Annotated in this window: 23 protein-coding genes; 1 reads left to right on the top strand and 22 read right to left on the bottom strand. The window is 42.1% G+C overall.

What is annotated here, in order from left to right; all coding sequences use genetic code 11:
• Window positions 1–23 precede the first annotated feature (23 nt).
• Window positions 24–914, bottom strand: a complete 891-nt coding sequence (locus tag B0682_RS00880) for an energy transducer TonB (RefSeq protein ID WP_078306210.1) — start codon at window positions 912–914, stop codon at window positions 24–26.
• 284 nt (window positions 915–1198) lie between these two features.
• Between B0682_RS00880 and B0682_RS00875 the strand changes: the two genes are divergently transcribed.
• Window positions 1199–1903, top strand: a complete 705-nt coding sequence (locus B0682_RS00875) for a hypothetical protein (RefSeq protein ID WP_078306209.1) — start codon at window positions 1199–1201, stop codon at window positions 1901–1903.
• A gap of 79 nt (window positions 1904–1982) precedes the next feature.
• Here the strand turns inward: B0682_RS00875 and B0682_RS00870 are convergent, their stop codons facing one another.
• From B0682_RS00870 to lolA, 21 genes are all read right to left on the bottom strand, one after another.
• Complete coding sequence (locus B0682_RS00870) at window positions 1983–2909, bottom strand: ferredoxin--NADP reductase (protein ID WP_078306310.1); 927 nt, start codon at window positions 2907–2909, stop codon at window positions 1983–1985.
• Between the two features lie 89 nt (window positions 2910–2998).
• The gene (locus B0682_RS00865) at window positions 2999–4594 is read right to left on the bottom strand and encodes an NADH-quinone oxidoreductase subunit N (protein ID WP_078306208.1); all 1596 of its coding nucleotides are present in this window, start codon (window positions 4592–4594) and stop codon (window positions 2999–3001) included.
• A gap of 13 nt (window positions 4595–4607) precedes the next feature.
• Window positions 4608–6314 (bottom strand): NADH-quinone oxidoreductase subunit M, encoded by a 1707-nt coding sequence (nuoM, locus tag B0682_RS00860; RefSeq protein WP_078306207.1) that lies wholly within the window; start codon window positions 6312–6314, stop codon window positions 4608–4610.
• A gap of 1 nt (window position 6315) precedes the next feature.
• Entirely contained in the window at window positions 6316–8190 is a 1875-nt protein-coding gene (gene nuoL / locus B0682_RS00855; protein WP_078306206.1) for an NADH-quinone oxidoreductase subunit L, read from the bottom strand.
• A 2-nt stretch (window positions 8191–8192) separates the two neighbouring features.
• The gene (gene nuoK, locus B0682_RS00850) at window positions 8193–8534 is read right to left on the bottom strand and encodes an NADH-quinone oxidoreductase subunit NuoK (protein WP_078306309.1); all 342 of its coding nucleotides are present in this window, start codon (window positions 8532–8534) and stop codon (window positions 8193–8195) included.
• A 98-nt stretch (window positions 8535–8632) separates the two neighbouring features.
• Window positions 8633–9361, bottom strand: coding sequence for an NADH-quinone oxidoreductase subunit J (gene nuoJ / locus B0682_RS00845; protein ID WP_078306308.1), 729 nt, complete (start codon window positions 9359–9361; stop codon window positions 8633–8635).
• A gap of 50 nt (window positions 9362–9411) precedes the next feature.
• On the bottom strand, window positions 9412–9960 hold the full coding sequence (gene nuoI, locus B0682_RS00840; protein WP_078306205.1) for an NADH-quinone oxidoreductase subunit NuoI: 549 nt from the start codon (window positions 9958–9960) through the stop codon (window positions 9412–9414).
• Window positions 9961–11031, bottom strand: coding sequence for an NADH-quinone oxidoreductase subunit NuoH (gene nuoH, locus B0682_RS00835; RefSeq protein WP_276206607.1), 1071 nt, complete (start codon window positions 11029–11031; stop codon window positions 9961–9963).
• Between the two features lie 3 nt (window positions 11032–11034).
• Entirely contained in the window at window positions 11035–14136 is a 3102-nt protein-coding gene (gene nuoG, locus B0682_RS00830; RefSeq protein WP_078306204.1) for an NADH-quinone oxidoreductase subunit NuoG, read from the bottom strand.
• Window position 14137: 1 nt separating this feature from the next.
• Window positions 14138–15559 (bottom strand): NADH-quinone oxidoreductase subunit NuoF, encoded by a 1422-nt coding sequence (gene nuoF / locus B0682_RS00825; protein ID WP_078306203.1) that lies wholly within the window; start codon window positions 15557–15559, stop codon window positions 14138–14140.
• Window positions 15556–16065, bottom strand: a complete 510-nt coding sequence (gene nuoE / locus B0682_RS00820; protein ID WP_064606019.1) for an NADH-quinone oxidoreductase subunit NuoE — start codon at window positions 16063–16065, stop codon at window positions 15556–15558. Before nuoE ends, nuoF begins: the two co-directional genes overlap by 4 nt.
• 88 nt (window positions 16066–16153) lie before the next feature.
• Window positions 16154–16921: a sulfite exporter TauE/SafE family protein gene (locus tag B0682_RS00815; RefSeq protein ID WP_078306202.1), complete on the bottom strand. Its 768-nt coding sequence runs from the start codon at window positions 16919–16921 to the stop codon at window positions 16154–16156.
• 79 nt (window positions 16922–17000) lie between these two features.
• Entirely contained in the window at window positions 17001–18749 is a 1749-nt protein-coding gene (gene nuoC, locus B0682_RS00810; RefSeq protein ID WP_078306201.1) for an NADH-quinone oxidoreductase subunit C/D, read from the bottom strand.
• A gap of 75 nt (window positions 18750–18824) precedes the next feature.
• On the bottom strand, window positions 18825–19757 hold the full coding sequence (locus B0682_RS00805) for a DMT family transporter (protein WP_078306306.1): 933 nt from the start codon (window positions 19755–19757) through the stop codon (window positions 18825–18827).
• A 139-nt stretch (window positions 19758–19896) separates the two neighbouring features.
• Window positions 19897–21135, bottom strand: coding sequence for an ATP-grasp domain-containing protein (locus B0682_RS00800; protein WP_078306200.1), 1239 nt, complete (start codon window positions 21133–21135; stop codon window positions 19897–19899).
• Window positions 21136–21208: 73 nt separating this feature from the next.
• Complete coding sequence (locus tag B0682_RS00795) at window positions 21209–22369, bottom strand: MFS transporter (RefSeq protein WP_078306199.1); 1161 nt, start codon at window positions 22367–22369, stop codon at window positions 21209–21211.
• A gap of 17 nt (window positions 22370–22386) precedes the next feature.
• On the bottom strand, window positions 22387–23154 hold the full coding sequence (locus B0682_RS00790) for a YqcI/YcgG family protein (protein WP_078306198.1): 768 nt from the start codon (window positions 23152–23154) through the stop codon (window positions 22387–22389).
• A gap of 87 nt (window positions 23155–23241) precedes the next feature.
• Window positions 23242–23925 carry an NADH-quinone oxidoreductase subunit B gene (locus B0682_RS00785; protein WP_078306197.1) on the bottom strand — a complete coding sequence of 228 codons (684 nt, stop codon included), beginning with the start codon at window positions 23923–23925 and terminating at the stop codon, window positions 23242–23244.
• Window positions 23926–24056: 131 nt separating this feature from the next.
• The gene (locus tag B0682_RS09535; RefSeq protein WP_169832895.1) at window positions 24057–24215 is read right to left on the bottom strand and encodes a hypothetical protein; all 159 of its coding nucleotides are present in this window, start codon (window positions 24213–24215) and stop codon (window positions 24057–24059) included.
• Window positions 24216–24280: 65 nt separating this feature from the next.
• The gene (gene ndhC / locus B0682_RS00780) at window positions 24281–24892 is read right to left on the bottom strand and encodes an NADH-quinone oxidoreductase subunit A (protein WP_078306305.1); all 612 of its coding nucleotides are present in this window, start codon (window positions 24890–24892) and stop codon (window positions 24281–24283) included.
• Window positions 24893–25127: 235 nt separating this feature from the next.
• A complete protein-coding gene (gene lolA, locus B0682_RS00775) occupies window positions 25128–25832 on the bottom strand; it encodes an outer membrane lipoprotein periplasmic chaperone LolA (RefSeq protein ID WP_078306196.1) in 705 nt (234 codons plus the stop codon).
• Window positions 25833–25847: the final 15 nt, after the last annotated feature.

Here is a 25847-nt window from a genome sequence, read left to right as displayed (position 1 = left end):
TAGTTGGTTTATTAGGGCATGTCTTAATATGCCACCTGAACATCACCCGAATAGCGCCATGTACGAATGATACGCAACTCAAGCACATCTTGCATTTCTTGGGTAAAATGCCCATAAGGGGCTGAACGACGCACCGACTGTTTAGCCGCCTCATCTAGAATGGTTGAACCTGATGATTCAAGCAGACGAATGGCTTTAACATTGCCATCTGGCTTGATAATGACCATCAAACGCACATCGCCTATGATGCCTTGAGCCAATGCCTGCATGGGATAATGTTGGTTAGCAACCCCTTCAACATGTTGACGAAACTTTTCAAGGTAAGCACTGGTTTTATCATAGGTGGTGGCATTGCTGTCAACCGTTTCAATCTTGGTTTTGGCAGCCAGTTGTTGTTGACGTTGCGACAGTTGTGCTTCTAGTGTGGCGATTTTATCTCGTACTTTTTGGGTTTGCTCTTCTAAGTTTTCATGGTTGCTATCGCTGTCATTATCATGATTTTTATTGGTTTCACGCCAGCTTAGAGTGGTTCGTAAATAACTTTGTTGATATTGGGTTTGTCGTTGTTGCTGATGTTGATTGATGACATCTTGGGTCTTTTGTAACGTTTCACTCTCAAGTGGGCTAATTTGTGATGTTTCTTGTCGTTCAATGTTGTCATGACTGCCACCACCTTGCTGACTGGCATTGGCAATGAAGTGAGCTTCTTCATTCTCTTGGGTATTTTGAGTCAAGGCAGTTGCCACATCTTTGACCGTGTCGGCTGGGTTTTTGCCCGTTGAAAATGAGATACCAAACAACACCACCACATGCACCAACAGGGCAATGCTTACTGCCATGGGCATGCTGTTGCGTTTTTTTGTCACAGTGGCAGAAAGGTAATAACTGTGTGAGTCTTTGATGTGTTGTGCCATAAACCGAACAATTCTTATCTGGCCATATTAAGACAATAATGTTAAGACAATAAAAGGCTAAAATGATAAAACAATAAAAAACTAAAGATAAAAAGCTAAAATAGTACAAAATCTCAGATAAAAAATTAAGATGACAGATTAAAATCACTTAAGAAGATGACCAAAATCTGCTGACAAATTTTTTAAACTGTGGATTTGTCAAACTGGCACATAATAGCATAAAATGACGACTGATAATTAGATGGCTAATTTAGATAAATAAGTTTAGATAAATAAGGGCAACCATGAACATAACCATGCAACCCAATGATTTTCATAGCACAATATGGCAACACATCTTTAATGTGATTGAAGAAAAATGGCATCAACTCACCGCACCCATAACCGATGAGATGCTACTGACGGTATCAGAAAAGCAGGTCAATGATGCTTTATGTCGTTTTGTAACCAAAAACGTACAAGCCATTTTACAGATGCGTATTGAACTTTATGAAGGCTGGTTTCGACTATTTGCCATCGTCAATATTCAAGGCATTTTTGCCCATGTTGCCAGCAATTTTCGTTTGGTACAGATACAACTTGACCGTCAGCGTCAACGTCTGGTATTCGCACAAATTAGCGATACCGAAATTTTAGAGTTACATAGCACCTCTTATCTTAAATCAACAGCCATTAAGTTAGGTGTTAATGCTTATCATCGCTTACTTAAAAAAGACCCATTAGGGCTGATATTAGGCAAAATTAATCTGGCTCACAGCAAAGATAACGTGCTATATATTGACATTGGGCGATGGTTAAGAAACAACCAAAAAATCATGAACACGCTGCATAAAGTGCAAGTGAATACCGCACAGACTCAATTTAAACAACTGATTTTACATGCCCAAGTCAATTACCGTGATTTGCTGGCTTCTGATGCCAGTAGCGATGTCATCACCGATGCAGATAATCCACATTCAGAAACCAACACATCTGACACAACACAGTAAGAAAAACGACCCATGGCAGATGAATGGTAGATGCTGATGGTCAGCATGTATTTGGCCAATCATTGACCAGCTCAATCATTTACCAATAGTTTTCTACCGCAATATTACCTTCACCACGGCGGTTCATGGCATAACCCATATTTTTGAGTAACTCTTTGGTATCATCAACCATCTGTGGATTGCCACACAACATGATGTGCGAATGTGCCACATTCATCTCAACCCCTGCCACTTCTTGCAACTGACCTAATAATAGCTTAGGTAAACGTTCATATAATGTGTTGGTGATGGTGATGTTTTTATTTTTAAGTTTATCCGTTACCGTAACCTGTTGCTCTCTTGTGATGATGGGAATAAAGACAAACTTAGCAGGCACATCTACCAATGCTTGAAACTGACTGGCAATTTTCGGTATGGCATTGGCGTACGCCAATTCTGCTTGTGTCCGCACGCTATAGGCTAAGACAATATTATCATACTTTTGCCAAGTATCAGGGTCTTGTAACATGGATAAAAATGGAGCAACACCAGTCCCTGTTGCCAATAGCCACAAATCCTTTGGGGCAGGTTTTTGATAGCGTGCTAAGGTTAAAAAACCAAAGGGGGTGGTGTTCAATAGGAGTGTGTCCCCCACTTGCAAATGCTGTAGGTTTGAGGTGAACTCACCATCGGGTATCACCACCGAAAAAAATTCCAAATGGTCATCATAAGGCGATGACACAATGGAATAGGCTCGAAAAATGCCTTCGCTTTGCACATCAACACGCTTTATATCAGCATTGTCATCAACATGGTCAATGCTGTCCATATCAGCGTCATTCGTCTTTGTTGTTTGCCGATAAAAAGTAAGCCATTTTGGCACAACACCCAATCGCACAAACTGCCCTGCCGTAAATTTAAAATTGCTTGGACGTGTTACTTTAAAACTAAATAAGTTGGGGGTCCAAGTGGTTTTTTCGGTCACTGTGACTGTGGCTATGTTGTTTGAGATGTTATCGTTGTTCATACATTCATTTACCAAACTTTTATTTACCGAACTTTTATTTACCAAACTTGGTTTTTTACCAGTTTTTTTACCAAAGTTTGCTTGTCGCATCATCTTAGCATTATCAGCATTGACCATTCAATCAACTGGCTTGGCAGGACACCAAAGTAAACAATTATCAAAGTCACCCCCACCAACACCAAACCACCAAACTGAACACCCCATGTCATCGGCACATCAAATATCAAATGCTTTGTGCTGACAGGGTCGTTATGGTCTATTTGACCACGTTGGTTTCTGATAGCGGTTAGACTGATAGCGGTTGAACTGACAGTAACATCGCCCTGCTGTTTTGCCAATAATATGGGATGTTGTGACGGGCGTTGATATAAGGTAATCAACACTTGCAAATAATAGTACAGACCAATGGCACTGCCCAGCACAATCATACCAGCCAAGAACCATTGACCACCCTGCACCGCAGAAAGTAGCGTATAAAATTTGGTGATGAATCCTGCTGTCAGTGGAATGCCTGCCAAAGACAATAGCATCATGGTCATCACCGCTGTCAATACAGGACGATGCCAAAACAAGCCATGATAATGCACCAACTCAACCGCTTCACCTCGAGCCTTGTATGGGCTAGACAGCAGCGCCACCACCCCAAACAGACCGATGCTACTGAGTGCATACATCGCCATATACATACTGGCCAATGCTGATGCCACTTCTTGTACACTCACCAACATCACCAACGCATAACCAATGTGAGCAATCGATGAATAAGCAAGCAGACGCTTAATGTTGGTCTGTCTTAGTGCCAATAGGTTGCCAAACAGGATTGACAATGAGGCAATCACCATCAACAATGATTGCACACTGGTAACATAAATGGCACCTGAACCAATAAAGAATCGCAACATCACCGCCATCACCGCCACCTTAGAAACAGTGGCGATATAGGTTGAGACAGGCACAGGTGCGCCTTCATAGACATCAGGTGTCCATTGATGAAAGGGAGCAGCAGACAATTTAAAGGCAGCAGCAAACACCATCATGGCAATACCAACCATCAGCAAACTGTCAATGCCACCATTCATCATCATTTGGTGCATTTCATGTAAAGACAACGTGCCAGTTGATGCAAACACCAACGCCATGCCCATCAATAAAGTGGCAGAAGCAGTGGCGGACAGAACCAAATATTTTAATCCTGCTTCTAGTGAAGGACGGCGACCAAAAGCATAACTCAACATGCCATACAGTGGCACACTCAATAACTCAAGGCTCATAAATAACGCTGCCAGATGATTGGCTGCTGTCATCAATATTGCCCCAATGGTGGCAGTCAAAATCAGCAAATACATCTCTTCGATTTGGTCTTCAAAGGTTTCAAAATATCCGTAAGTAAAGCTGGTGCACGCCAACGCACACAACAAAATCACCACACCATTAAACCAAGCAAAGCGGTCAAACACAAACAAATGTGTATTGATGCCTTCTGGCACATCAATTTGCCAAAAGCCTGTCATTTGCATGACCAACACCAGTAACGCCATATTCAAACCCAAGGCTGTCAATGTGCCGATGATAAAATGCACCCGTTGCCAAGTGATGGTCAACATCACCACCAGCAGCGTCATCACCAACACGGCCAAAGGTGCTAAGGGATAATAAGGACTTAAAGAATTTAGTACGGTCAACATCACTTATTGCCCCTTATTGATGAGTTGCTTGGTGCAACGCTGATTGGCTTGCGTCTTGGGTTACTTGACTGGACTGATGACCATTGGGTTGATACGCATTGGGTTGATAATCATTGGATTGATACGCATTGGTAATCCATTGCATGCTGTTACTGCTGGTATCCAAAAACGCTTGTGGAAACAGCCCCAGCCAAATCAACCCAACCGCTAAGGTCAGCAAAATACCAATTTCACGCACATTCAAATCTCGATACGTTACCTTAATATCAGACAGCTTGCTCTTATGTGCTGATTGACTGTTGGCTGGCTGATTGATGAGTGCCTGTTCAATGTGCTTGCCATCACCATCACCAAACAAAGCTTGATGAATCAGAATCAGCGAATACAACCCTGCCCATACCAAGCTAAAGGTTGCCAACACCACATACCAAGGATATTGGGCAAACGCCCCAAACAGTATCAAAAACTCGCCAATAAAATTACCCGTCCCTGGAATGCCCAACAGTGCCGCACAGAAAAACATCAGTAACGCAGGATAATAACGCATCTTACCCCACATACCGCCCATCAACTTTAAATCACGAGTATGCAAGCGTTCATATAACTGACCTGCCATGATAAACAGTGCCGCTGAACTGAGTCCATGAGCCAACATCTGTATCATTAAACCTTGCAAACTCAAAAGCGTACCAGCAAATATCGCCAACACCACAAATCCCATATGCGACACACTGGTGTAAGCAAGCAGACGCTTAATGTCAGTTTGCATGAATGCCAACCATGCCCCATAAAACACCCCAATCAAACCCAAAGTCATGGCAATGGGGGCAAACTGTTGAGTGGCTGTTGGAAACAATGGCAACACAAAACGTATCAAGCCATAAGCTGCTGTTTTAATTAAAATACCTGCCAAATCCACTGAGCCTGCCGTAGGCGCTTGGGCATGGGCATCAGGCAACCAGCCATGGAATGGCACAATCGGCAACTTGACGGCAAAACCAATAAAGAACAACAACATCACCACATATTCCCATTGTCCTAAATCAGTACCCAACAGCTCATTATAATTAAACGTAATCACGCCCGTTTGGCCATGGTGCAATATGATGAGCATCAAAATGCCAATCAACATGATTAAGCCTGAGGCTTGTGTATAAATAAAAAATTTTGTGGCGGCGTATTCCTTGGTCTTACTACCAATGGCATCATGCCCCCAAAGAGCAATCAAAAAGTAGATGGGCAGTAACATCATCTCCCAAAAGAAGAAAAACAAAAATAAATCAACCGCCAAAAACACCCCAATCACACCGCCCAAACTAAACAGCAGATTAAGATGAAAAAAGCCCACACGCCTTTGAATTTCACCCCAAGAACATGCCACTGCCATGATGCCAAGTAAAGCCGTCAGCATCACCATAAGCAATGACAGCCCATCTAATGCCAAATGAAAACTGATGCCAAAACTGGGTATCCAAGGCAACACATACTCGGCTGTCCAGTTTGGCACATGGCTTGAGGTAAGTATTTGTTGGCTTAAACCATGATACTCACCTGCTTGCCATAAAAATAGCGTCAAGCCCAGCGTCATGACCATACCCACAATGGCCGTCCACTTAGACCAATGTGGGTCAATTTTTTCTGCCAACCAACACAAAAAACCTGTGATAAACGGAATGGCAATCAGTGCAGGTAATAGAAACGAGTTTTGTAAATCCATCATCTTATACCACCGTCATCATAACCATCACAAGCAACACCGCCATACCAATCGCAAAATTGGTGGCATAACCACGAATAGAGCCGTTTTGCATGCCAAGCGTCAGCTTATTACCCACATCAGCAAGCACAGGCAACACATTCCATACCTTGTCAATTGGGTCTTTTTGTAACAGCTTACCAAGCAACATAAAGGGTTTAACAAACAGCCAATCGTATAAGGCATCAAATCCCAGCCCATGATGACACCAATGGTACAGCCCCGACCCAATCCAAGAGCATTTAAACTTTTTAAGCAATCGACCCTGATTCACCACATACAGCACCACCGCCACTGCCAAACCAAACAAGGTTGCCCCCATGGCAATCCACTCAGACGTGTGCTTACCATGAGCATCTCCTGCCAGCTCAAGCATCTGCCCCACCCCTTGTGGTAAGACATCACTTAAAGAGGGGGTTATCAACGCCCCAACCCCTGTCGACAACAGCAACAGCACCGCCAGCGGTAACCAATAACTGATACCAGAAAGCTGATGAATGGGGGTTTTTTCTTCACCAAAAAATGTCAGCCAAATCAGGCGAAACGTATAAATGGCGGTTAAAAATGCCCCAAACACCCCCATGTAAAATAGATTTTGATGCCCTGTGGCATAAGTTTCCCACAAAATGGCTTCTTTAGAATAAAAGCCCACGGTTACCCATGGCAGGGCAACCAACGCCCCACCACCAACCAAAAACACATAAAACAAAAATTTATTTTTATAATACAAACCACCCATTTTAAAGACATTCTGCTCGTGATGATACGCCAATATCACCGCCCCTGACCCCAAAAATAGCAACGCTTTAAAAAAGGCATGAGTCATTAAATGAAAAATTGCCGCCTGCCATGCCCCCACGCCCAATGCCAAAAACATATAACCAATCTGACTCATGGTAGAATACGCCAAAATGCGTTTGATGTCTGTCTGTGCCAACGCACAAAATCCAGCCACCACCAACGTCAACGCACCCACCACACCAACCCACCAAAACAAAATATTAGGCGTTAATAAAAAAAGTGGGTGCATGCGAGCGATTAAGTAAACACCAGCGGTTACCATGGTGGCCGCATGGATTAACGCCGACACAGGTGTCGGTCCTGCCATCGCATCAGCAAGCCAAGTATGTAATGGCAGTTGTGCTGATTTGCCCCAAGCACCACCCACCAGCATGGCAGTTGCCAATACCAAAATGGGATTATTCATGCCAAAATGTAAGACCGCCAACTCATTGATGTCGCTGATGTTTAATGTGCCTAATTCTTTAAATAATAAAAACAAACCAAACGCCAAAAACACATCACCCACACGAGTTACAGTAAATGCCTTTATCGCCGCCCGCCCATTGGCTCGCTCTTTAAAATAAAAGCCAATCAGCAAATAAGAACAGATGCCCACCCCTTCCCAACCGAGATAAAGCAATAATAAATTATCTGCCAGCACCAACAATAACATGCTGGCGACAAACAGATTCATGTAACTAAAAAAGCGGGCAAATCCTGCTTCACCTTTCATATACCAACTGGCAAATAAGTGAATTAAAAACCCCACCCCTGTGATGATGCCTGTCATGGTCAATGCCAAACCATCAAATGCCAAAGCAAATTTAGGGGCAAAATCACCCACCTGTAGCCATTGCCACAGCGTAACGACCACAACAGCACCGCTGTCATAACTGCTTAAATAAATGACTGAGCTAATCAATGCCACCACCGCTGAGACAGCCATACTGCCCACACCGATGATGGTTGCCGCCATCTCATTTAAACGGTCACGCATGACCGCCAACATCAAAAAACCAATCAAGGGAGCAATGAAAGTGAATGCCAATAAATTCATGCCTACCCCCGCAAATCATTTGCCGTATCGACATCTAAGTGCCGACGACGATGATAAAATTGTAATAAAATTGCCAAACCGATGGCGGCTTCTGCTGCTGCCAAGGTCAAAATAAAGATGAACATAATTTGCCCATCAGGATTTAACCAGCGACTGCCCGCCACCACAAATGCCAATGCCGCCGCATTCATCATTATCTCTAAACTCATCAACATAAATAATAGGTTACGGCGTACCATCACGCCACAAAGCCCAATGGTGAACAATATCCCTGCCAATATCAAAGCATGTTCCATTGGTACAAAGCCAAGCAGTTGTTCACTGACTTGTGGGGCTTGACTCATCACCACTGTGGTTGATGAATCCAAGGCTTCACCTAATGGCACATCACTAAATGGTACAGAATCTGCCACAGTGTGGACATCTCCAACTAATAACCACATCAAGGCGTCTCCTCATCGGTACTGAGTTTTTTGCCATGTTTGGCTTGAGTGGCAAGCTCTTTGGTCAGATGGATACGGACTTTACCATGATTATCATTACCATGGTTACTGTCATCTGTGTCATTAATGACAATCATCTTCTCGCCTTGTTCATCATACATGTCATGCTTCATACTGCCATGACTGACATTTTCATCATCAATCGCTTTTTTGCCAATGTGATAAGCACTCACCAATGCCGCCAAAAGCAATAATCCAGCCACTTCCACCAGCAATCCATAATCAGTAAATAAGCGAATTCCCACCTGCTGAGCGGTAACTTCATCAGCACCGATTAACCCAGCATCACCAACAGAAGCAACTTGCCCCATGTCTGCAATCATCGCAAACAATATCAACGCAATGATTAACCCCACACCCACAGGTGTTGCCCATATTTGACCATTAAGCCAACTGGCTTCTTTGGCATCATTGGCTTGTCCTAGATTTAGCATCATGATGACAAACACAAACAGCACCAAAATCGCCCCAGCATAGACAATGATTTCTAAAGCCCCTGCAAATGAAGCCCCAATCAAAAAGAAAATCCCTGCCACCGCCAACAAAGACACAATCATGGATAAAATGGCATGAACAGGATTGGGGTGCATGATAACCCGAAGACTGGCCATAATGGCGACCAAACCCAATACATAAAAACCAACCAAAGAGCTGGTGGCAGAAGACATTGCCAATGGAAATGCCAACAGTGGTGCTGTCGAAACAGTGAGTAAAGACATCATGGCAACAAACTCCGTACATTGACAGGCTCTGCTTCATTTTGATGCGACCCTTTGGGCTTATCAGCGATTGCCATGCCCGTGATGCGATGGTAATTATAATCTGGGTACTTACCAGGTCCTGAGATGAGTAAATGCTCTTTTTCATACACCAGATTTTGGCGGTCATATTCACCAAGCTCAAAATCAGGGGTCAGCTGAATGGCGGTGGTTGGACACGCCTCTTCACACATGCCACAAAACACACAGCGACTAAAATTGATGCGAAAAAACTCAGGATACCAACGCCCATCTTCTCGCTCTGCCTTTTGTAGGCTAATACAACCCACAGGGCAAGCCACCGCACACAAGTTACACGCCACACAGCGTTCATCACCATCGGGGTCTCGGGTCAGCACAATGCGACCACGAAAACGGGGCGGTACAGGCACAGGCTGTTCAGGGTATAAAATCGTGTCTCTGGGTCTTAGGGCGTGGCTGTTGACCATCCACATTGAACGCACAATGGTAAACATGCCCACTGCCGTATTTTTTAAAGTTGCAAACATTTAATTCACCATCAAAATCACAAAAGCAGTCGCCAAAAGGTTTAGCAGTGTTATGGGCAAGCACACTTTCCAGCCAAAATTCATCACCTGGTCGTATCTGGGACGCATGAGCGAACCACGAGCCAGCACAAACAAAGTCATAAAAAACAAGGTCTTAATCAAAAACCAAAAAACAGGGGGGATAAAGGGCAAATCCAGATTAAATGGGGCAAGCCAACCCCCAAAAAACAAACAGGTCATGAGTGCTGAGATGACAACCACATTGACATATTCACCGATAAAAAACATGCCAAATTTCATGCCAGAGTATTCCACATGATAGCCCTCTGCCAGTTCTTGTTCCGCCTCTGGTTGGTCAAAAGGATGGCGGTGAGTAACTGCCACGCCTGCCACACAAAAGGTCAAAAACCCCAAAAATTGTGGAATGATATGCCAAACATCTGCCTGAGCCAAGACAATATCACGCAGGTTAAACGACCCTGTCATCGCCACCACGCCCATAAGCGATAAGCCCAAAAATACCTCATAGCTTATCGTCTGAGCCGCTGAACGCAGACCGCCAAGCAAAGCAAATTTATTGGCAGAAGCCCAGCCGCCAAACATCACCGCATACACCGCCAAACCTGCCATGGCAAAGAAAAATAAAATGCCAATGTTCCAATCTGCTGCCCCCAATGTGGGTGATAATGGAATGATGGCAAAAGACGCCAAAGCACTAAACATGGCAATGGCAGGGGCTAGGGTAAATAGGCGTTTGTCGGCAAAGTTGGGTGTCCAGTCTTCTTTAAAAAAGATTTTGAGCATGTCCGCCACCAGTTGTAGCGAGCCTTGCCAGCCAACACGATTTGGGCCATAACGGTCTTGCCACAACGCCAACATACGCCGTTCATACACAATCATCAAGGCCGCTACCAGCACCAAACCAAGAAAAATAACCAACGTTTGCCCGACCATAAACAAGGCTGACCATGTCTCATAACTCAATGTCCCTGCTAACAACTGTGGCACATCTGGGATAACACGCAACGTCTGCACGGTTTGCGTTGCTTCCATGGTGTGTACTGCCTCCATGATTCAGACCTCGCCATTGTCAATGAGTTGGGGAGCGTGAACGGTCTGTACTTTGACTGTGAACGCTTGACGATGATTGATGATGGGCATCAGATTGGCAATAAAGCCAATACACCCATCTGCCATGCTGTCATCAATATGTATCGGATAAGCAAACTCTTGGGAATCGTTGATGATGGTCAACATGTCATCTGCTTTAATTCCAAGCCATTTGGCAAGCTGTGTGTTGATGCGATAACTGGGAGCAATTAATTGTGATTGCACCACAGCACTGCGTTTTGCCATCGGTGAGCTGGCGTATAAATCATAAATCGGTACTAACAATAAACCATTTTGGTTGGTGTGTTGTTGGGTATTAACTGATGATTGATTGGCAAAATTGTCATCTTGACCAAACGCTTGACCATGTTTATCAGTTTTATGGGCATCAGCCGTATTATCATGCCATTTATTGGCAAATAAGCACACCCCAACATCTCCTGCTTTAAGCTTACCACCAACTTTGTTTTGGTATTTGTTCCATGCTTGTGGGGAGTTCCAGCCTGCTGACCATGCAAAGGGTATCATGCCACTTGGGGTCTTATCACCCACATAGCCCTCCATTGAAAATGTCAACGCTGTGTCTAAGTCTTTAGGTTGCATTGGCTCGTGTACCGATAAGGAAGCTCGCATGGCGGTACGACCTGAATAGCGTCTTGGCTCTCGTGCCACTTTTAGCCCACTGATGCGAAAATCTGCATTGGGGGCGGCGTCTTTGATGCCTTGCAAATGGGAATGAGTGGCGATTAACTCATCAATCACATCATCAAGCTGTGTCCAACCAAACGGTTCATCATTAAGGCTGGTTGCCACCGCATGTAGCCAACGCCAACCCTCTTTGATGCCATATAGGGGGTGGTAGTAATTGGGGTCATATGCCTGAAAAAACCGCTGAGCCCTCCCTTCTGCTGACACCACCGTACCATCTGCTTCGGCAAAACTGGCTGCTGGCAACACAATGTCCACATGCTGATGCCAGTCTAATCGCTGATGGTCCAAACAGATGACCGTGTTATCCGTCAGTAACTTCTTAAGTGCAATATCACCGATGGCATCAGTGAGCTGATTTTCTACCACCACCACCGCCTCAAAATCAGTTGCCAATAGCGTGTCGATGTCTTGACCACCTAACAACACCACACCCACACTGTTAACTTCTGGCACAACCAAATAAATTGATGCTTGATATTGCATACGCAACATGTGTTCATCAATGGGCATATCTTGACGTAACGTCTGATTTTGATGTTTGTTGTCTGCTTGTTCATCTAATTGGTGATTGGGTTTGGCAGTGAGTTCTTTATCTTTTGTTGGTTGAACAAGGCTGGTTGGTTGAGCTGATTGGTTGCTGGGCTGTTTTACAGTGTTTAGCATCATGCGTTTATCAGTCAAGACACGCACCAAATGTTGACTGGCGGTGAGCAGACGGTCATCACCAAGACTAACCCCAGAAACAATCAATGGCTTTTGTGCCATCAGCAGGTCATGAGCAATCAGTATGGCCAAAGTTTTTTGCATCTCATCATGACTGGCATTGGTATTGGTATTGGTATTGGTATTGGTATTATTTTGCTGACTGTGTTGGTTGTTCTCTTGCAGTTGTTGCCACAACTTACCCTCATCATGCTCATTTTGTAAAACTTGCTTATCCATTGTAACAGTATTTATCTGCTCAATGACCGCTTGTACCAATGCCAGCAGGTCATCAGGGGTGGCAGACAACGATAATTTGCTGATGTCGCTCAGCTTAGTATCATGTACGTCAGTAATATACACAGGACTCAGTTGGTTTTGAGCCACCCGCTTAACAGGTTCTGCCAACCACTGTTGTGCCTGCACATCATTTGCCAGTTTTTTAGCTTTATTTTTGGCAGCTTGTCTGACTGCTAAGGCAATGCGTGGGCTGGTTTGGGTGATGTCTTCACCAATGACCCAGACAGCATCATGTGTCTCAATCTCACGCATACTGACATTATGGGTGTTTGAGTCTTGTAAAATGTCAATGACACCTTGCACTAAGTGTTGCTGAGTGGCATTTAATCCTGTAGAAAAATTGTCAGAGCCGACCAATTTTTTTAGGGAAAAGTTGGTCTCTAAACTGGCTCTGGCAGAACCAATGCCGATGATTTTTTTGCCTTTTAGGCGTTTGACAGTCTCATCAAGAGCATAATCAATGTTGATTTTAACCTGTTTGTCATTGATGCGTTCAATGGCTTGGGTAGGTCTATCCGCTCGGTTAACATAACCATAACCAAAACGCCCACGGTCGCATAAAAAGTAGCCATTAACATCGTGATTATAGCGGTTTTCAATACGCCGAAGCTCACCATAACGCTCACCTGCTGAAATGTTACAGCCTGCCGAACAGCCATGGCAAATGCTTGGGGCATATTGCATGTCCCATTTACGATTGTAACGCTCAGAATGGGTTTTATCCGTAAACACCCCTGTGGGACACACTTCGGTTAAATTACCACTAAACTCACTGTCAAACTGCCCATCTTCTGGGCGACCAAAATAAACACGGTTATTAGACGCATACACGCCCAAATCATCACCGCCTGCATAATCTTGATAAAAACGCACACAGCGATAGCAGGCAATACAGCGGTTCATCTCATGAGCGATAAAAGGCCCAAGCTCTTGATTGTGGTGAGTGCGTTTGGTAAAGCGGTAACGGCGACGATGATGACCTGACATATAAGTCATGTCTTGCAAATGACAATGACCACCCTCTTCACAAGTGGGGCAGTCATGGGGGTGATTGGTCATCAAGTATTCCACAATGCTTTTGCGAAATGCCTTGGCTTCATCATCATCAACAGAGATGTACATGTCATCACTGGGGGCAACCATACAGCTCATCACCAACCGCCCTTTGCCTGCTTGATAATCCTCGGCGTTATTATACTGTTTGACGGCACACTGACGACAAGAACCGACCGAACCTAAGGCTGGGTGATAACAAAAATACGGCACATCAATGCCAAGCGACAGGCAGGCTGAGAGCAGATTGTCCGAGCCGTCCACATCATAAGTTTTGCCATCTATATGAATGACTGCCATGTTACACCCCCACCTTATTTTGTTGTGGTTTTGATTGGTTGTTCACTTTTTGCTCAAATTCATGACGGAAATATTTTAACGCACTCATGAGTGGCTCCATCGCTCCTGGGGCATGCGCACAAAAGGTTTTGCCAATCCACAAATCTCGTGTCAGCTCGGAGAGTTTGTCAATGTCGTCCGCTTGGGCTTGTCCGTTATCCATGGCATCAAGGATTTTAACGCCCCACGGTAAGCCATCACGGCAAGGGGTACACCAGCCACAACTTTCACGCTGAAAAAACTGTTGTAGATTTTTTGACAAACTCACCATGTCTTGGCTTTCGTCCACCACCATCATCAAGCAAGTACCCAAACGACTGCCCGCTTTCATGATGGGGTCAAAGTCCATCACCAAATCCAAATGCTCATCACTTGCGGTCAAAAAATCGGTACTCGCTCCCCCCGGTAGCCATGCCTTTAAGCTAAGCCCCTCTTGCATGCCACCTGCCAGCTCTATTAACTCCCTTGCGGTATGACCAAAAGGCAATTCCCAAAGCCCTGCATCTTTGACACGCCCTGACACGCCCATGATTTTGGTGCCAGGGGTGGTGGATTTGCCCTTGGCTTTTGGCAAATCCAAATACCAATCCACCCCATTTAGCAAAATGGCAGGCATGTTGTTTAATGTCTCAACATTATTCACCACCGTTGGGCGACCCCACGCCCCTGAGACTTGGGGAAATGGCGGTTTGGTGCGTGGATTGGCACGCCTGCCCTCCAAGCAATTAATGAGTGCCGTCTCTTCACCACAAATATACCGCCCCGCCCCTGTGTGAACATGCAAAGTAAAGTTAAACTCCGTCCCCAAAATCCCATCACCCAGCAAGCAATTGGCGACACACTCGTTAATGGCGTTTTGTAAGCGCTTGGCAGCTAGAACATACTCGCCACGGATAAAGACATAGCCCACGCTCGCCCCAATGGCATAGGCACTGATGAGCATGCCCTCAATGAGCTGAAAAGGCAGACGCTCCATCAATAGGCGGTCTTTGAATGTCCCCGGTTCCATCTCATCGGCATTACAAATCAAATAACGCACGCCCCCATCAGGCGGGGTCATGAATGTCCATTTTAGCCCTGCGTTAAACCCTGCCCCACCACGCCCACGCACATTGGCGGTTTTTATCATCTCGCCGACCTCTTTGGGCGATTTGGTCAAGGCGTTTTTTAAGCCAACAAAACCGTCCAGCTTTTCATAATCTGCCAGTGTCAGCAGTGCATCATGATGATACAGTCGCCATGTCAAAGGGTGCGTTTGTGATGTTGGTGCTTGCCCGTCCGCCAGTCCCACACCCCAAATTGGCGTTTTTTGGCGGTTAAGCTGGCTTGGGGCAAGTCCGTTTTTACGAGCGTCAATCTGTTCGCTGACATTTGGCTTATTCATACATATTGCTCCAATAATAGACCGACCTCAGACGGCAGCACAGGGCCATAAGTGTCTTCATCTATCAGCACACTTGCCCCTTTATCACAATTTCCCAAACAACAAATTGGCAACAGGGTAAACCTGCCATCAGCTGTGGTTTGCCCAAACTCAATGCCCAGCTGTGCCTTAAACTCAGCCAAAAGCGTCTCATAACCTGTCAAATAGCAAGCAATGCTATCACAAACCAAAATCACATGTCGCCCAACAGGCAAGCGATAAATGCGATTAAAAAATGTCGCCACCCCCTCAACATCTGCCACACTGATGCCAAGCATATTGGCAATGGCGGCCACTTGGGCATCATTGACCCAGCCATGGCGTTTTTGTACCAGTTTTAGGGCATCAAGCACCGCGGCACGGGGCTGTGGGTAGTGATGAATGTGATGATGAATGCCATCAATTTCTTGGGGCGTTAAAATGGCGTGAATGTCCACTTTGGGGGTTTTGTCGGTAACAATTTTCATGGTAACCTTTTGCATTTAAAATTCTAAAACATTGTGCCAATGATTTAATAACGATATTTAATAATGAGTTAAGGCATTTAATAATGAATTAAAGTTTAATCAAACCTGAATGCCCAATTTTTAGAGCCAATACCAATAAAACAATAAAAATTAACATTTTAAAAAAATTTGGGCTAATCTTAGCTCTTAACCAAATGCCAACATACAATCCAATAATAGACAATACGGACAGTAAAAATATTAAACCGTATTCACTCTTATTTAATAACCAATACTGGTCTTTTAGCATATATATTTGAACAATTTTCGCCAAAAGATAGCATAGATTGCTTGCTTTTGCGATGCGATTTTTATTCTCTGTTTCACTCAGCAAAAATATTAACAATATGGGGGACATGGCATTGGTTGAACCACCAATAATGCCTGCCAAAAACCCAAACAGAACCATATTCTTATTATTGGCAACCACTTGAATATTTTTTGCTTTTGCACATACATTTAAAATGCCATTGACAGAATAATACAATGTAATGATTGCCATCAGTAAAAACAGCCAAGACACTGGAAGTATCAAAAGCAGCTTTACCCCCAAAATGCTGCCAACGACACTACCAATAGCAAGCAATTTATAGGTTTTTAAATAATAAACAATCTCTTGGTAAAAACCCTTTTTGTTATTACTACATAGAACCAACAAGCTCATTAACAGGCTTGGTAATGCCACCAAGGCAACAACCTTAGACAATGGCATGATAAAAGCCAATGCGGTTGTACCGAGCATCGGAAACCCCATGCCTGTAATTCCGTGCAGTATGGCGGCAGCAATAAAAACAATAGATTGTATTATTTCTTGCATGACCGTCCTTTATAAATGCCCATTTTAATAACTCTTAGAGCAATTTTTAAATCACCATCAATCTTTGACGAAAAGGCAGTTACCTATCACAATCCGCCATCACAATATCAATGCTTGCCAAATAAATAATCGCATCAGACACCAAAGAGCCGTTAATCACGCTGGGCATCTGTTGCAAATGGGCAAAGGTTGGCGTGCGAATGCGTGTGCGATAGCTCATGGTGGATTTATCGGATATGACATAATAGCTGTTAAGCCCCTTAACCCCCTCTACCATGCACGCCGACTCTCCTGCTGGCATGACAGGTCCCCATGATACTGATACAAAATGGTTAATCAGCGTTTCAATGTCTTGTAAGGTACGCTCTTTTGGTGGTGGCACAGCCAATGGGTGGTCAGCCTTATATGCCCCAGATGGCATGTTATTTAGGCATTGTTCAATGATGCGTAGACTTTGGCGAATCTCTTCAATTTTGACCAAACAGCGGTCATAAGCATCGCCGTTATAAAACACTGGAATATCAAACTCAAAGTTTTCATAACCCAAATACGGTCTCGCTTTACGCAAATCAAACTCAATGCCCGTCGCCCTTAGTCCTGCCCCTGTTACGCCCCATGCTAGGGCATGTTTGGCATCATATTGGGCGACATTTTGCGTGCGTCCTTTTAGCACACTATTGGTCATGGTTGCCTTGACATATTCATCAAGGCGTTTTGGCATCCAGTCCAAAAATTCACGCACCAACCGCTGCCAGCCATTTGGCAAATCGTGAGCCGTACCGCCTATCCGAAACCACGCAGGGTGCATGCGATAGCCTGTTACCGCTTCTATGACATCATACGCCTTTTGACGGTCAGCAAACATATAAAACACAGGGGTCATGCCACCAGCGTCTTGGATAAATGTACCCCAATAAAGCAGGTTATTGGTAATCCTAAAAAACTCACTCATCATAATGCGAATGACATTGGCACGCTCAGGGGTGCTAATGCCTGCCAGTTTCTCCACCGCCATGATGTAAGGCAGCTCATTCATCACCCCACCCAAATAATCAATGCGGTCGGTATAAGGAATGAACGAATGCCAAGTCTGACGCTCCGCCATCTTCTCCGCCCCACGGTGATGATAGCCAATGTCAGGGATACAATCCACAATCTCCTCACCATCAAGCTGCAACACCAAACGAAACGCCCCATGAGCAGATGGGTGGTTTGGCCCGATGTTTAAAAACATAAAATCCTCATCACGCCCAGAGCGTTTCATGCCCCACTCTTCTGGCACAAAGCGTAAGTTCTCTTGCTCAAACTCTTGTTTGGCGGTGTTTAAAAAATAGGGCGTAAATTCGGTGGCTCGTGCGTGATATTCTTTGCGTAATGGGTGTCCCTCCCAATATTTGGGCAATAAAATGCGTGTCAGGTGCGGATGCCCATCAAACACCACCCCAAACATGTCCCACACCTCACGCTCATACCAGTTGGCATTGGGATAAATCTTGGTCGCAGATGGAACATGCTCACCTTCTTTTAAAGCAACCTTAATGCGAATGTCTGAATTTCGCTCCAAGCTCATCAGATGATAAAACACCGTAAAATCGCTGTCAGGCAAGCCATGGCGGTACTGACGCAAACGCTCATCAATGGCGGACAAATCCACAAGCATAACAAAGGGCTTGGGCAATGTGCGTAAAAACAGCAAAACATCAAGCAGCTCATCACAAGCCACCCAAATGGTTGGTATGGCGTCTGCCGTTTCTTGGATAACAAGATTTTCAAACTTAGCGTTTAGCTGATTTAAAACATCAAAATCGTGAATGTGGTGAATGCTCATAATGCCAACTTTTTATATTTGCGTTTGTTCATTTATCAAACCTAATAAACCTGATATTTGCCTTTACCAATGAATTTATTTGCTCATTTGTTTGCCTATTTGGGATAATAAACCTTGGTGCATTTGGTTAATCAGAACAATGCCCATGACAATAAAAATTGCCCCAACAAAAAACTGATGGGTTGGTAATTCATGTAAAAATACCCAAGCCATCACAACCGCAAAAATAGGCTCAGATAATTCAGTTACCTGCACTTTTGCTGCTGTCAAATAATTTAAAGCCTTAGTTGTACAATAAAATCCCAATATGGTAGGCAGTAGAGCCAATGCCAATACATTCATCACAATCAAAGCATTCCAATCAATATGATGTCTGTTATTTAAATAGGGAAAAAACAAATACACACCACCAAACATCATAAATAATCTTGTTAAATAAATCCCACCATTTAACGAGAATTTTTTTACCAAAACTGAAAACACACCATAGCCACTACCTGCAATGATTGCATTTAGCAACATGGTTAAATTACTGCCACCAGACCAAGATATCAAGAATATTCCAACAATTGCCAACAATGTCCCCAAAATAGCAGCAATTGTTAGTTTCTCATTTAATAACATTCTTCCAAATAATAACGCAAAAACAGAAGCAGAAGCCATTAAAACAACCACAACATTTGATGCAAAACCGTATTGATAAGCGGTTGTTTCAAAGAAAAATAGCACAAAAATACCTAAAAATGCACAGATGACTATTTTGGTCAGTAGATTTAACCAATTTAAATCCGATGTTATTTCAGCATTGACAATCTCTTTTTTTTGTACCGATAATGGCTTGTTAATTAAAATAAAACTTAATATCACAAAAGCACAAACCGTCTTAAAAAAAGCAATGTCTTGTGGAATTAAGCCATTTTGCAGCAAAACCTTACTAAATATCCCAATGGACGCATTAAGAGCAGCAGCTGATAATGCCAATAAAACCCCCAGCATAATTTTAGACATATTCCCTTCTCCATAATTGTTGCCACATAGAGGGGTTTTTATTACCAGAAACAAAAATTCCACCAAATCTTTCATTTATGAAGCGATACTCATCATCTTGCATTAAAATATGATGAGATGAAATTATCAATAATATAAATCAACAAATACTCTCATTAAACATTATTCTTAATTTAGACTCATCAATATCAGATGTTTCTCCAACCAGACACACCAAAACAGGACAAGTTAATAAGTCTACTGTTATAGGCAATATATCATTATTAATAATTTTTACCTCATAAAAACTAGGTAAATTTTTAATTTTTGATAGAAATACCGTCTTATCTAATTTACTTTTCTTTTTATGATTAATCAAAAATACCACTTTGGCTTTATTTAAAATTTTTGAATAAAATACATCACCTTTTATTGTTTCATAAAAATTTTTCAAATCTTGTTTTAAATAATTTGCCACACTCAATTCAAGTAAGTTCGGTTTGTAGCATTTTTCAAAGATGATGGGGGCAACTCCTCCGTGCAGTCTTGCCCCCATTTCAATCATTACTGGATTGACATATCCATCGGTACTTGATTTTGCCAATAACTCCATATGTACCGCTCCAAATTTAACTTCCAATGCTTTTATACACTGTATTGCATATTGAATGATGGCTTGATATTCTTTATTTTCAATATCTAACATCTGCATATTTTCATAAACAAACTTACTGCCATTGTGATGACCTTTTTTATAAACACATAAACTACAAATAAAAATATTATCATCTTGTACAATCATATCCACAACAAATTCATCACCAGTTTCAAATGATTGTAAAATATAACCATCATTCTTTATTCCCAACGCATTAATCTTTTCCCAGTTAATATTTTTTATATAATTAGACAGCGTTTTTTTATTTTCAAAAAACATCACACCATCACTGCCTGCTGAATTAACAGGCTTAATAATATAACCATTTTTACTATCAAAAAAATATTCACTGCCAGCATTGATAAGCTGGCTTTTTATATGCCTTAAACCACTTTCTTTTAAAGCATTTTGCATTATAAATTTATCTCTTCGTTTTAAGCCACTACGCACAGAATTTCCTGCCACCCCAAAATATTCTGCCAGTTGCTCACCAATGAGTACGCCTGTTTCTGCACCAATAACCACCGCTAAGATTTCATCTCTACAAAATTTTTCCTTACATTCTTGCACCGAGTAAATCATCTTATTGATAAAATAAGTACCATCAAAACTAAAATAGTCCATATTCATATCATCATTAGCAAGTACCGCATAGCATTGATAGCCTAGCTTATGAAATTTTTCTGCATATAATGTACCAGTAGAAAAAGGGTCTACAATTAAAATTTTACCTTTATCCATAAACCATACTCCTAATAAATCATGATTTTTATCAACTGGACTTTTAATAAAAATTTTTAAATTTAGCCATAAATTATGTGTTGGTGGAAGTTCTACTGATAAAAAATTTATTTACATATAACACAAAAATAATCAATGCCACTAATGGTAAGAATATTTGAGCAACATTGACATGATATGTGCTGGCTAATATATAACCAAATATTAAACTAGCACCTGCCTGAAATATGGTATAAAATACTGCACTAATTTGACCAATAAAAGCAGCTTGTTCTGTATTTTGTGCCAATAAAGATAACTTTTCTCTGACCAGTATCCTGATGCTATTAATAAAAAATCCGATAAAAAAACATACAGCCAGTGATAACATCTTAATATTTGATGTAACAAATATTAAATCAGCAAAAATTAAACATATTGCCATTACCAAACAATATTTGGCATTACTTTTTGGAAAAACTGCACAAAAAGCTCCCACACCAGCAAAAGCACTGGATAAACCAAAATCTTGGGCAGTCCATTGTTTAACTTCTTGAAATATAATTGGTGTCGTTAAATTAAAACTAACAATATGAATACCAACAAACCCTAATATAAAGCATAACAAATAAATTTGTTTTTTATCTAAAAAATAAAGTTGACTAACAGTTTGTTTGTTGTTATTCTCTTCGATTTTTATTTGAGCAAAGTACCCATCTTTTGCCCACATCATAAAAATAATGGCAAAAACAATATCTACTAAAACAATACTTGCCATTGAATAAAAAAAAGATAAATAATTTAATAGCATTCCTCCTATCATTGCCCCACCAAATGCACCAATCTGTATAACGGTTTGCATATATCTTGATGCCTTATTTGCAGAAACAATGTTATTAACAACAAGATGATTATTGTAAGTCTCATAATTACTTAGTATGCTAACTCCCAATAATCCAGATATTAATGCAAGACCAATAAAACCATATATTGATGGATTAAGTGCTGACAAAATAAAAATAATGGAATAAAATAAAATGCGTGAAAGCATTAAATTATGGATAGACAGAGACAGCAAATTAATTTTAGAAATTCTTTTTAGTAAAAAAGGAATGATTGTGCTAATACATAATATCAATCCAAGAATTAAAGGGTTTTTGGTTGTCTGATAAGACAACCAAATTACCATAATCAGCAATGCCATATCACTAAAATAAAAAACAATCAAAGCACCGTAGAATTTTCTTAAATCCATAGTATTTATTTTCCATTTTATTTCTTATAGTATCTTTCAAAAGAAAGTGGGCATTGCATGGATTTTTCATCATTTGTAACAGGCAACATATATTGAACCCATTCCAACTCTCCAAGTTGATAATGACCAAGTAAAGGACTTCTAGGAATTAAATCATAATTATCTATATTTTTTCTTATTTGTTCCCTAATGGCATACCCAGCTTCATTATCTCCTGCAAACACATCAAAACGCTCTCTTGGGTTAATAACCAAAATCAAAGTATCACACAGGTTTCTACTTAATCTTAAATGATGGTTTGGATGGCTAACATTAATAAAAATTTGCACTCCATGAAAACACATTGTCCAAAACTCTTGATTTGGATTAAACGGAATTTCTCCTACCCAAGATTTTTCATCATTATCAATCAAGTATTGCAGGGCTTGGACAAAGATATCTTGATAGTCTTTGGTTTGACTATATCCTTGCACAGGTTCAAACACAACCAACAATGGGTAGGCTGTATTGAATTTTCCGTCCCAAGCTGATATCGCTAATTCTAGGTAATTTTTCAAACCTTGTGCAAAACACTCTAAATCATATTGTGCCTTATCCTGCATATAAACTATTGGTAAAAATTTTACCATGCCTTGGGCAAATGCCTTGCGAGCAAATAGACATGGAAACAATGCTTTTTGTTTTGCATTATCACTATTAAATCTTCCTAAAATTTGTCTCCCCATATCGCCTAACCAACCTTGCATTTTGGCTATTTCAGACTGAGTATACACAATACCATTCATTAATAAATCCTCATTCTATTATGACTGTAAAGTTAATTTCTAAAATCCAATGACACAATAAATCACAAACATCGTAGGATACGAATATCACTCCACCCCATCAGGACTTCTTAAATTTTTTACCGCAATGCGGTCAGCTTGTTTTCTATCTCGCTCTGGCATCATCATCGGCTGATACACCCCTTGGTCAAGATGAATGCCCAGTGGACGGCGTTCTTTTTGAATGCTCTCTTGTAATAGCATGATGGCTTGGATGAGTGCTTCAGGGCGTGGCGGACACCCGGGAACATACACATCCACAGGCAAGATTTTATCCACCCCCTGTACCACCGAATAAATGTCGTACATGCCGCCAGAATTGGCACACGCCCCCATGGAGATGACCCACTTGGGTTCTAGCATTTGTTCATACAGCCTGAGTATCACGGGTGCCATTTTAACAAAACAAGTCCCCGCCACTATCATCACATCAGCTTGGCGAGGAGACGCACGAATGACCTCCGCCCCAAAACGAGACAAATCATGCACGCCTGTCAAGGTCGTGGCGTACTCCACATAACAACAGCTTGTGCCAAAGTTAAAAGGCCATAAGGAGTTTTTGCGTCCCCAGTTGGCAAGATTGTGTGTCAAATCGGACAATCTGCCCAAAAAAACATTTTTATCCACCTCGGCTTGGGTGATATCATCTACCACTTGACGTGTGGCGTGGGGATATTGACCACTTCCATTGATGGCAATATCCATGTTTGGGCGAGTTAGGGTATATTTCATAATAGGTCTTATTTGCTGGTTAATAAACTGGCGTTATTTTAGATTTGGTTTTGGATTTATCCAAATGACTGTTTTAGGGTTGCAAATCAGATTTTAATTCTTGATTTATCATCGCCATCTGCTCCACTGTCTTAATGACCAGAATTGTTTTTTATTGTCTTGATACCAAAAATCAAGCAAATAATCACTCCGCCCATGAATGCAAAATTATTAGAAACAATCGCTGCCATTATAAAAGTCATGGCAAGCATGGCAAATGTCCAATCAATTTTATGCCCTTTTATTATCATGAGCCTTCCTTATCACTTAAAAATCACCCATACCAACAAACACTGTCAATCAATTGGTAATGCTATTATGAATTAAAATCTTGGGTGGTAACACGACCTGTGGTATTAATGTGGTCAATGTTTGCCATTTGTTCGCTATCCTTGTCAAGCACCGCTTGTAAGCCTTTACGCCCTGCAAAAATCCGCCCTGATGACTGGGCAGGGACTTTTCCTGTGGGGTCGGTGTGCAGTTCATCAATGCCATGAAAAGCGGTAATGGCGGTCAAATCAAAGTCGGCAGGACGCTTATCAATGCGTTTTTTCTTAATGCGTTTATCGGCAGGTGCCCAGTTCATCGCACCAAGGTGCATCTCATAGACAAGCCCCACAAATAAAATGGCAATAAAGACAAAAGCACTGGCAAACCCCACCCAACCCACTTCACGCACACTCACCGCATAGGCATATAAAAATAATGCTTCTAAGTCAAAGATAACAAAGAAAATCGCCACAAGGTAAAATTTGGCAGACAAACGCAGGCGGGCGTTGCCAGCACCGACAACCCCCGCCTCAAATGTCTCTTCTTTTTGACGACCGCTTGAGCGTCCACCCAACAACCTAGGAACGACCAGCATAAACACAACCAAACCAACGGCTGCCACCATATAGACCAACGCTGACCAAGCCCCTGCCGACATCATTGCCATCATGCGCACCTATCTTAATCCCAACCTGACACTGCCATTTCATCAGTCAAACATCTTTATTTTAGGCAGTTTTATGGCTGGCTAATATAACCGATTTTATGGATAAATTACTAGCCACCAACGCATAAATGACGTTTTTTTACCCAAATGTTTTTTGACCAGATAATGCACTTGTTGAGCGTATTTTGATGAGCGTATTTGTGGTTATGATGAGTGGTTATGATGACTATTGGCTAATCACATCTACGTCTTTGGGTGGCGTAAAATTAAACAAACCATCGCCCACTTTGCTGTTTAACAACACACCACTAAAGGTGATTTTGGTGGTTTGGCCAAGATTATCATTTAATACCATCATGGTCGGTTTGCCACCACTAAAGCTGATGGTCATGTCCTTAAAGCTGGCATTGTCTGATTTTGGGGTCAACTTAAAGTAGTTTTTACCATCGACAGGTTGGGTGATGGTGAAATTATCAGCAATTTTGGCAGGGTCGCCTGATAACAGCAGTGCTGGGGTATTCCCAATTTGGCTATCTACGTTTTGTTTGGTGGCTTGTGCCAAATCTTTGTCATAAATCCATAAATAACTGCCATTAGCAACAACCAGTTGTTCTGATGGGCTTTTGGTTTCCCAACGGAATTTATTAGGGCGTTTGATGCTCATGCTACCAGAGAATTTGCCTGCTGACAGTGATTTACTGTTGCCTGATGTGGTTTGAGTAAAATGGGCCATCATGGTTTTGGTATTTGCTAAATGGCTGTTTAATGCTTTGGCGGCAGCGGTGTTGCTGTCATCTGCATCAGCATTTGCCATGGCAGGATAACCGATTACCATGCTTGTGATGGCAATAGCAGACAATGCCAATTTTTTGATTGATATTGATGATGTTTTTATTAATGGGGTTTTTATTGATAAAGTATTCAAAGACATAATAACTCCGTGAAT

Source organism: Lwoffella lincolnii (genome assembly GCF_002014765.1).
In the GTDB taxonomy this organism is placed as follows: Bacteria; Pseudomonadota; Gammaproteobacteria; order Pseudomonadales; family Moraxellaceae; genus Psychrobacter; species Psychrobacter lincolnii.
Note: the sequence above shows the minus strand (reverse complement) of the source record. Positions and strands in the feature narration are given on the sequence as shown.

Coding starts and splice junctions, on each gene's coding strand:
- nuoG (WP_078306204.1), bottom strand. CDS start 14,136: ATGGCAGTCATTCATATAGATGGCAAAACTTATGATGTGGACGGCTCG.
- B0682_RS09535 (WP_169832895.1), bottom strand. CDS start 24,215: ATGATAATAAAAGGGCATAAAATTGATTGGACATTTGCCATGCTTGCC.
- B0682_RS00865 (WP_078306208.1), bottom strand. CDS start 4,594: ATGTTGACCGTACTAAATTCTTTAAGTCCTTATTATCCCTTAGCACCT.
- nuoF (WP_078306203.1), bottom strand. CDS start 15,559: ATGAATAAGCCAAATGTCAGCGAACAGATTGACGCTCGTAAAAACGGA.
- nuoM (WP_078306207.1), bottom strand. CDS start 6,314: ATGATGGATTTACAAAACTCGTTTCTATTACCTGCACTGATTGCCATT.
- nuoJ (WP_078306308.1), bottom strand. CDS start 9,361: ATGTCTTCTGCCACCAGCTCTTTGGTTGGTTTTTATGTATTGGGTTTG.
- ndhC (WP_078306305.1), bottom strand. CDS start 24,892: ATGTCGGCAGGGGCTTGGTCAGCGTTGGTCTATATGGTGGCAGCCGTT.
- B0682_RS00815 (WP_078306202.1), bottom strand. CDS start 16,921: ATGCAAGAAATAATACAATCTATTGTTTTTATTGCTGCCGCCATACTG.
- B0682_RS00875 (WP_078306209.1), top strand. CDS start 1,199: ATGAACATAACCATGCAACCCAATGATTTTCATAGCACAATATGGCAA.
- nuoI (WP_078306205.1), bottom strand. CDS start 9,960: ATGTTTGCAACTTTAAAAAATACGGCAGTGGGCATGTTTACCATTGTG.
- B0682_RS00870 (WP_078306310.1), bottom strand. CDS start 2,909: ATGAACAACGATAACATCTCAAACAACATAGCCACAGTCACAGTGACC.
- nuoC (WP_078306201.1), bottom strand. CDS start 18,749: ATGAGCATTCACCACATTCACGATTTTGATGTTTTAAATCAGCTAAAC.
- lolA (WP_078306196.1), bottom strand. CDS start 25,832: ATGTCTTTGAATACTTTATCAATAAAAACCCCATTAATAAAAACATCA.
- B0682_RS00880 (WP_078306210.1), bottom strand. CDS start 914: ATGGCACAACACATCAAAGACTCACACAGTTATTACCTTTCTGCCACT.
- nuoE (WP_064606019.1), bottom strand. CDS start 16,065: ATGAAAATTGTTACCGACAAAACCCCCAAAGTGGACATTCACGCCATT.
- nuoK (WP_078306309.1), bottom strand. CDS start 8,534: ATGAGTCAAGCCCCACAAGTCAGTGAACAACTGCTTGGCTTTGTACCA.
- B0682_RS00795 (WP_078306199.1), bottom strand. CDS start 22,369: ATGGATTTAAGAAAATTCTACGGTGCTTTGATTGTTTTTTATTTTAGT.
- nuoL (WP_078306206.1), bottom strand. CDS start 8,190: ATGAATTTATTGGCATTCACTTTCATTGCTCCCTTGATTGGTTTTTTG.
- B0682_RS00805 (WP_078306306.1), bottom strand. CDS start 19,757: ATGTCTAAAATTATGCTGGGGGTTTTATTGGCATTATCAGCTGCTGCT.
- B0682_RS00800 (WP_078306200.1), bottom strand. CDS start 21,135: ATGGATAAAGGTAAAATTTTAATTGTAGACCCTTTTTCTACTGGTACA.
- B0682_RS00790 (WP_078306198.1), bottom strand. CDS start 23,154: ATGAATGGTATTGTGTATACTCAGTCTGAAATAGCCAAAATGCAAGGT.
- nuoH (WP_276206607.1), bottom strand. CDS start 11,031: ATGGAGGCAGTACACACCATGGAAGCAACGCAAACCGTGCAGACGTTG.
- B0682_RS00785 (WP_078306197.1), bottom strand. CDS start 23,925: ATGAAATATACCCTAACTCGCCCAAACATGGATATTGCCATCAATGGA.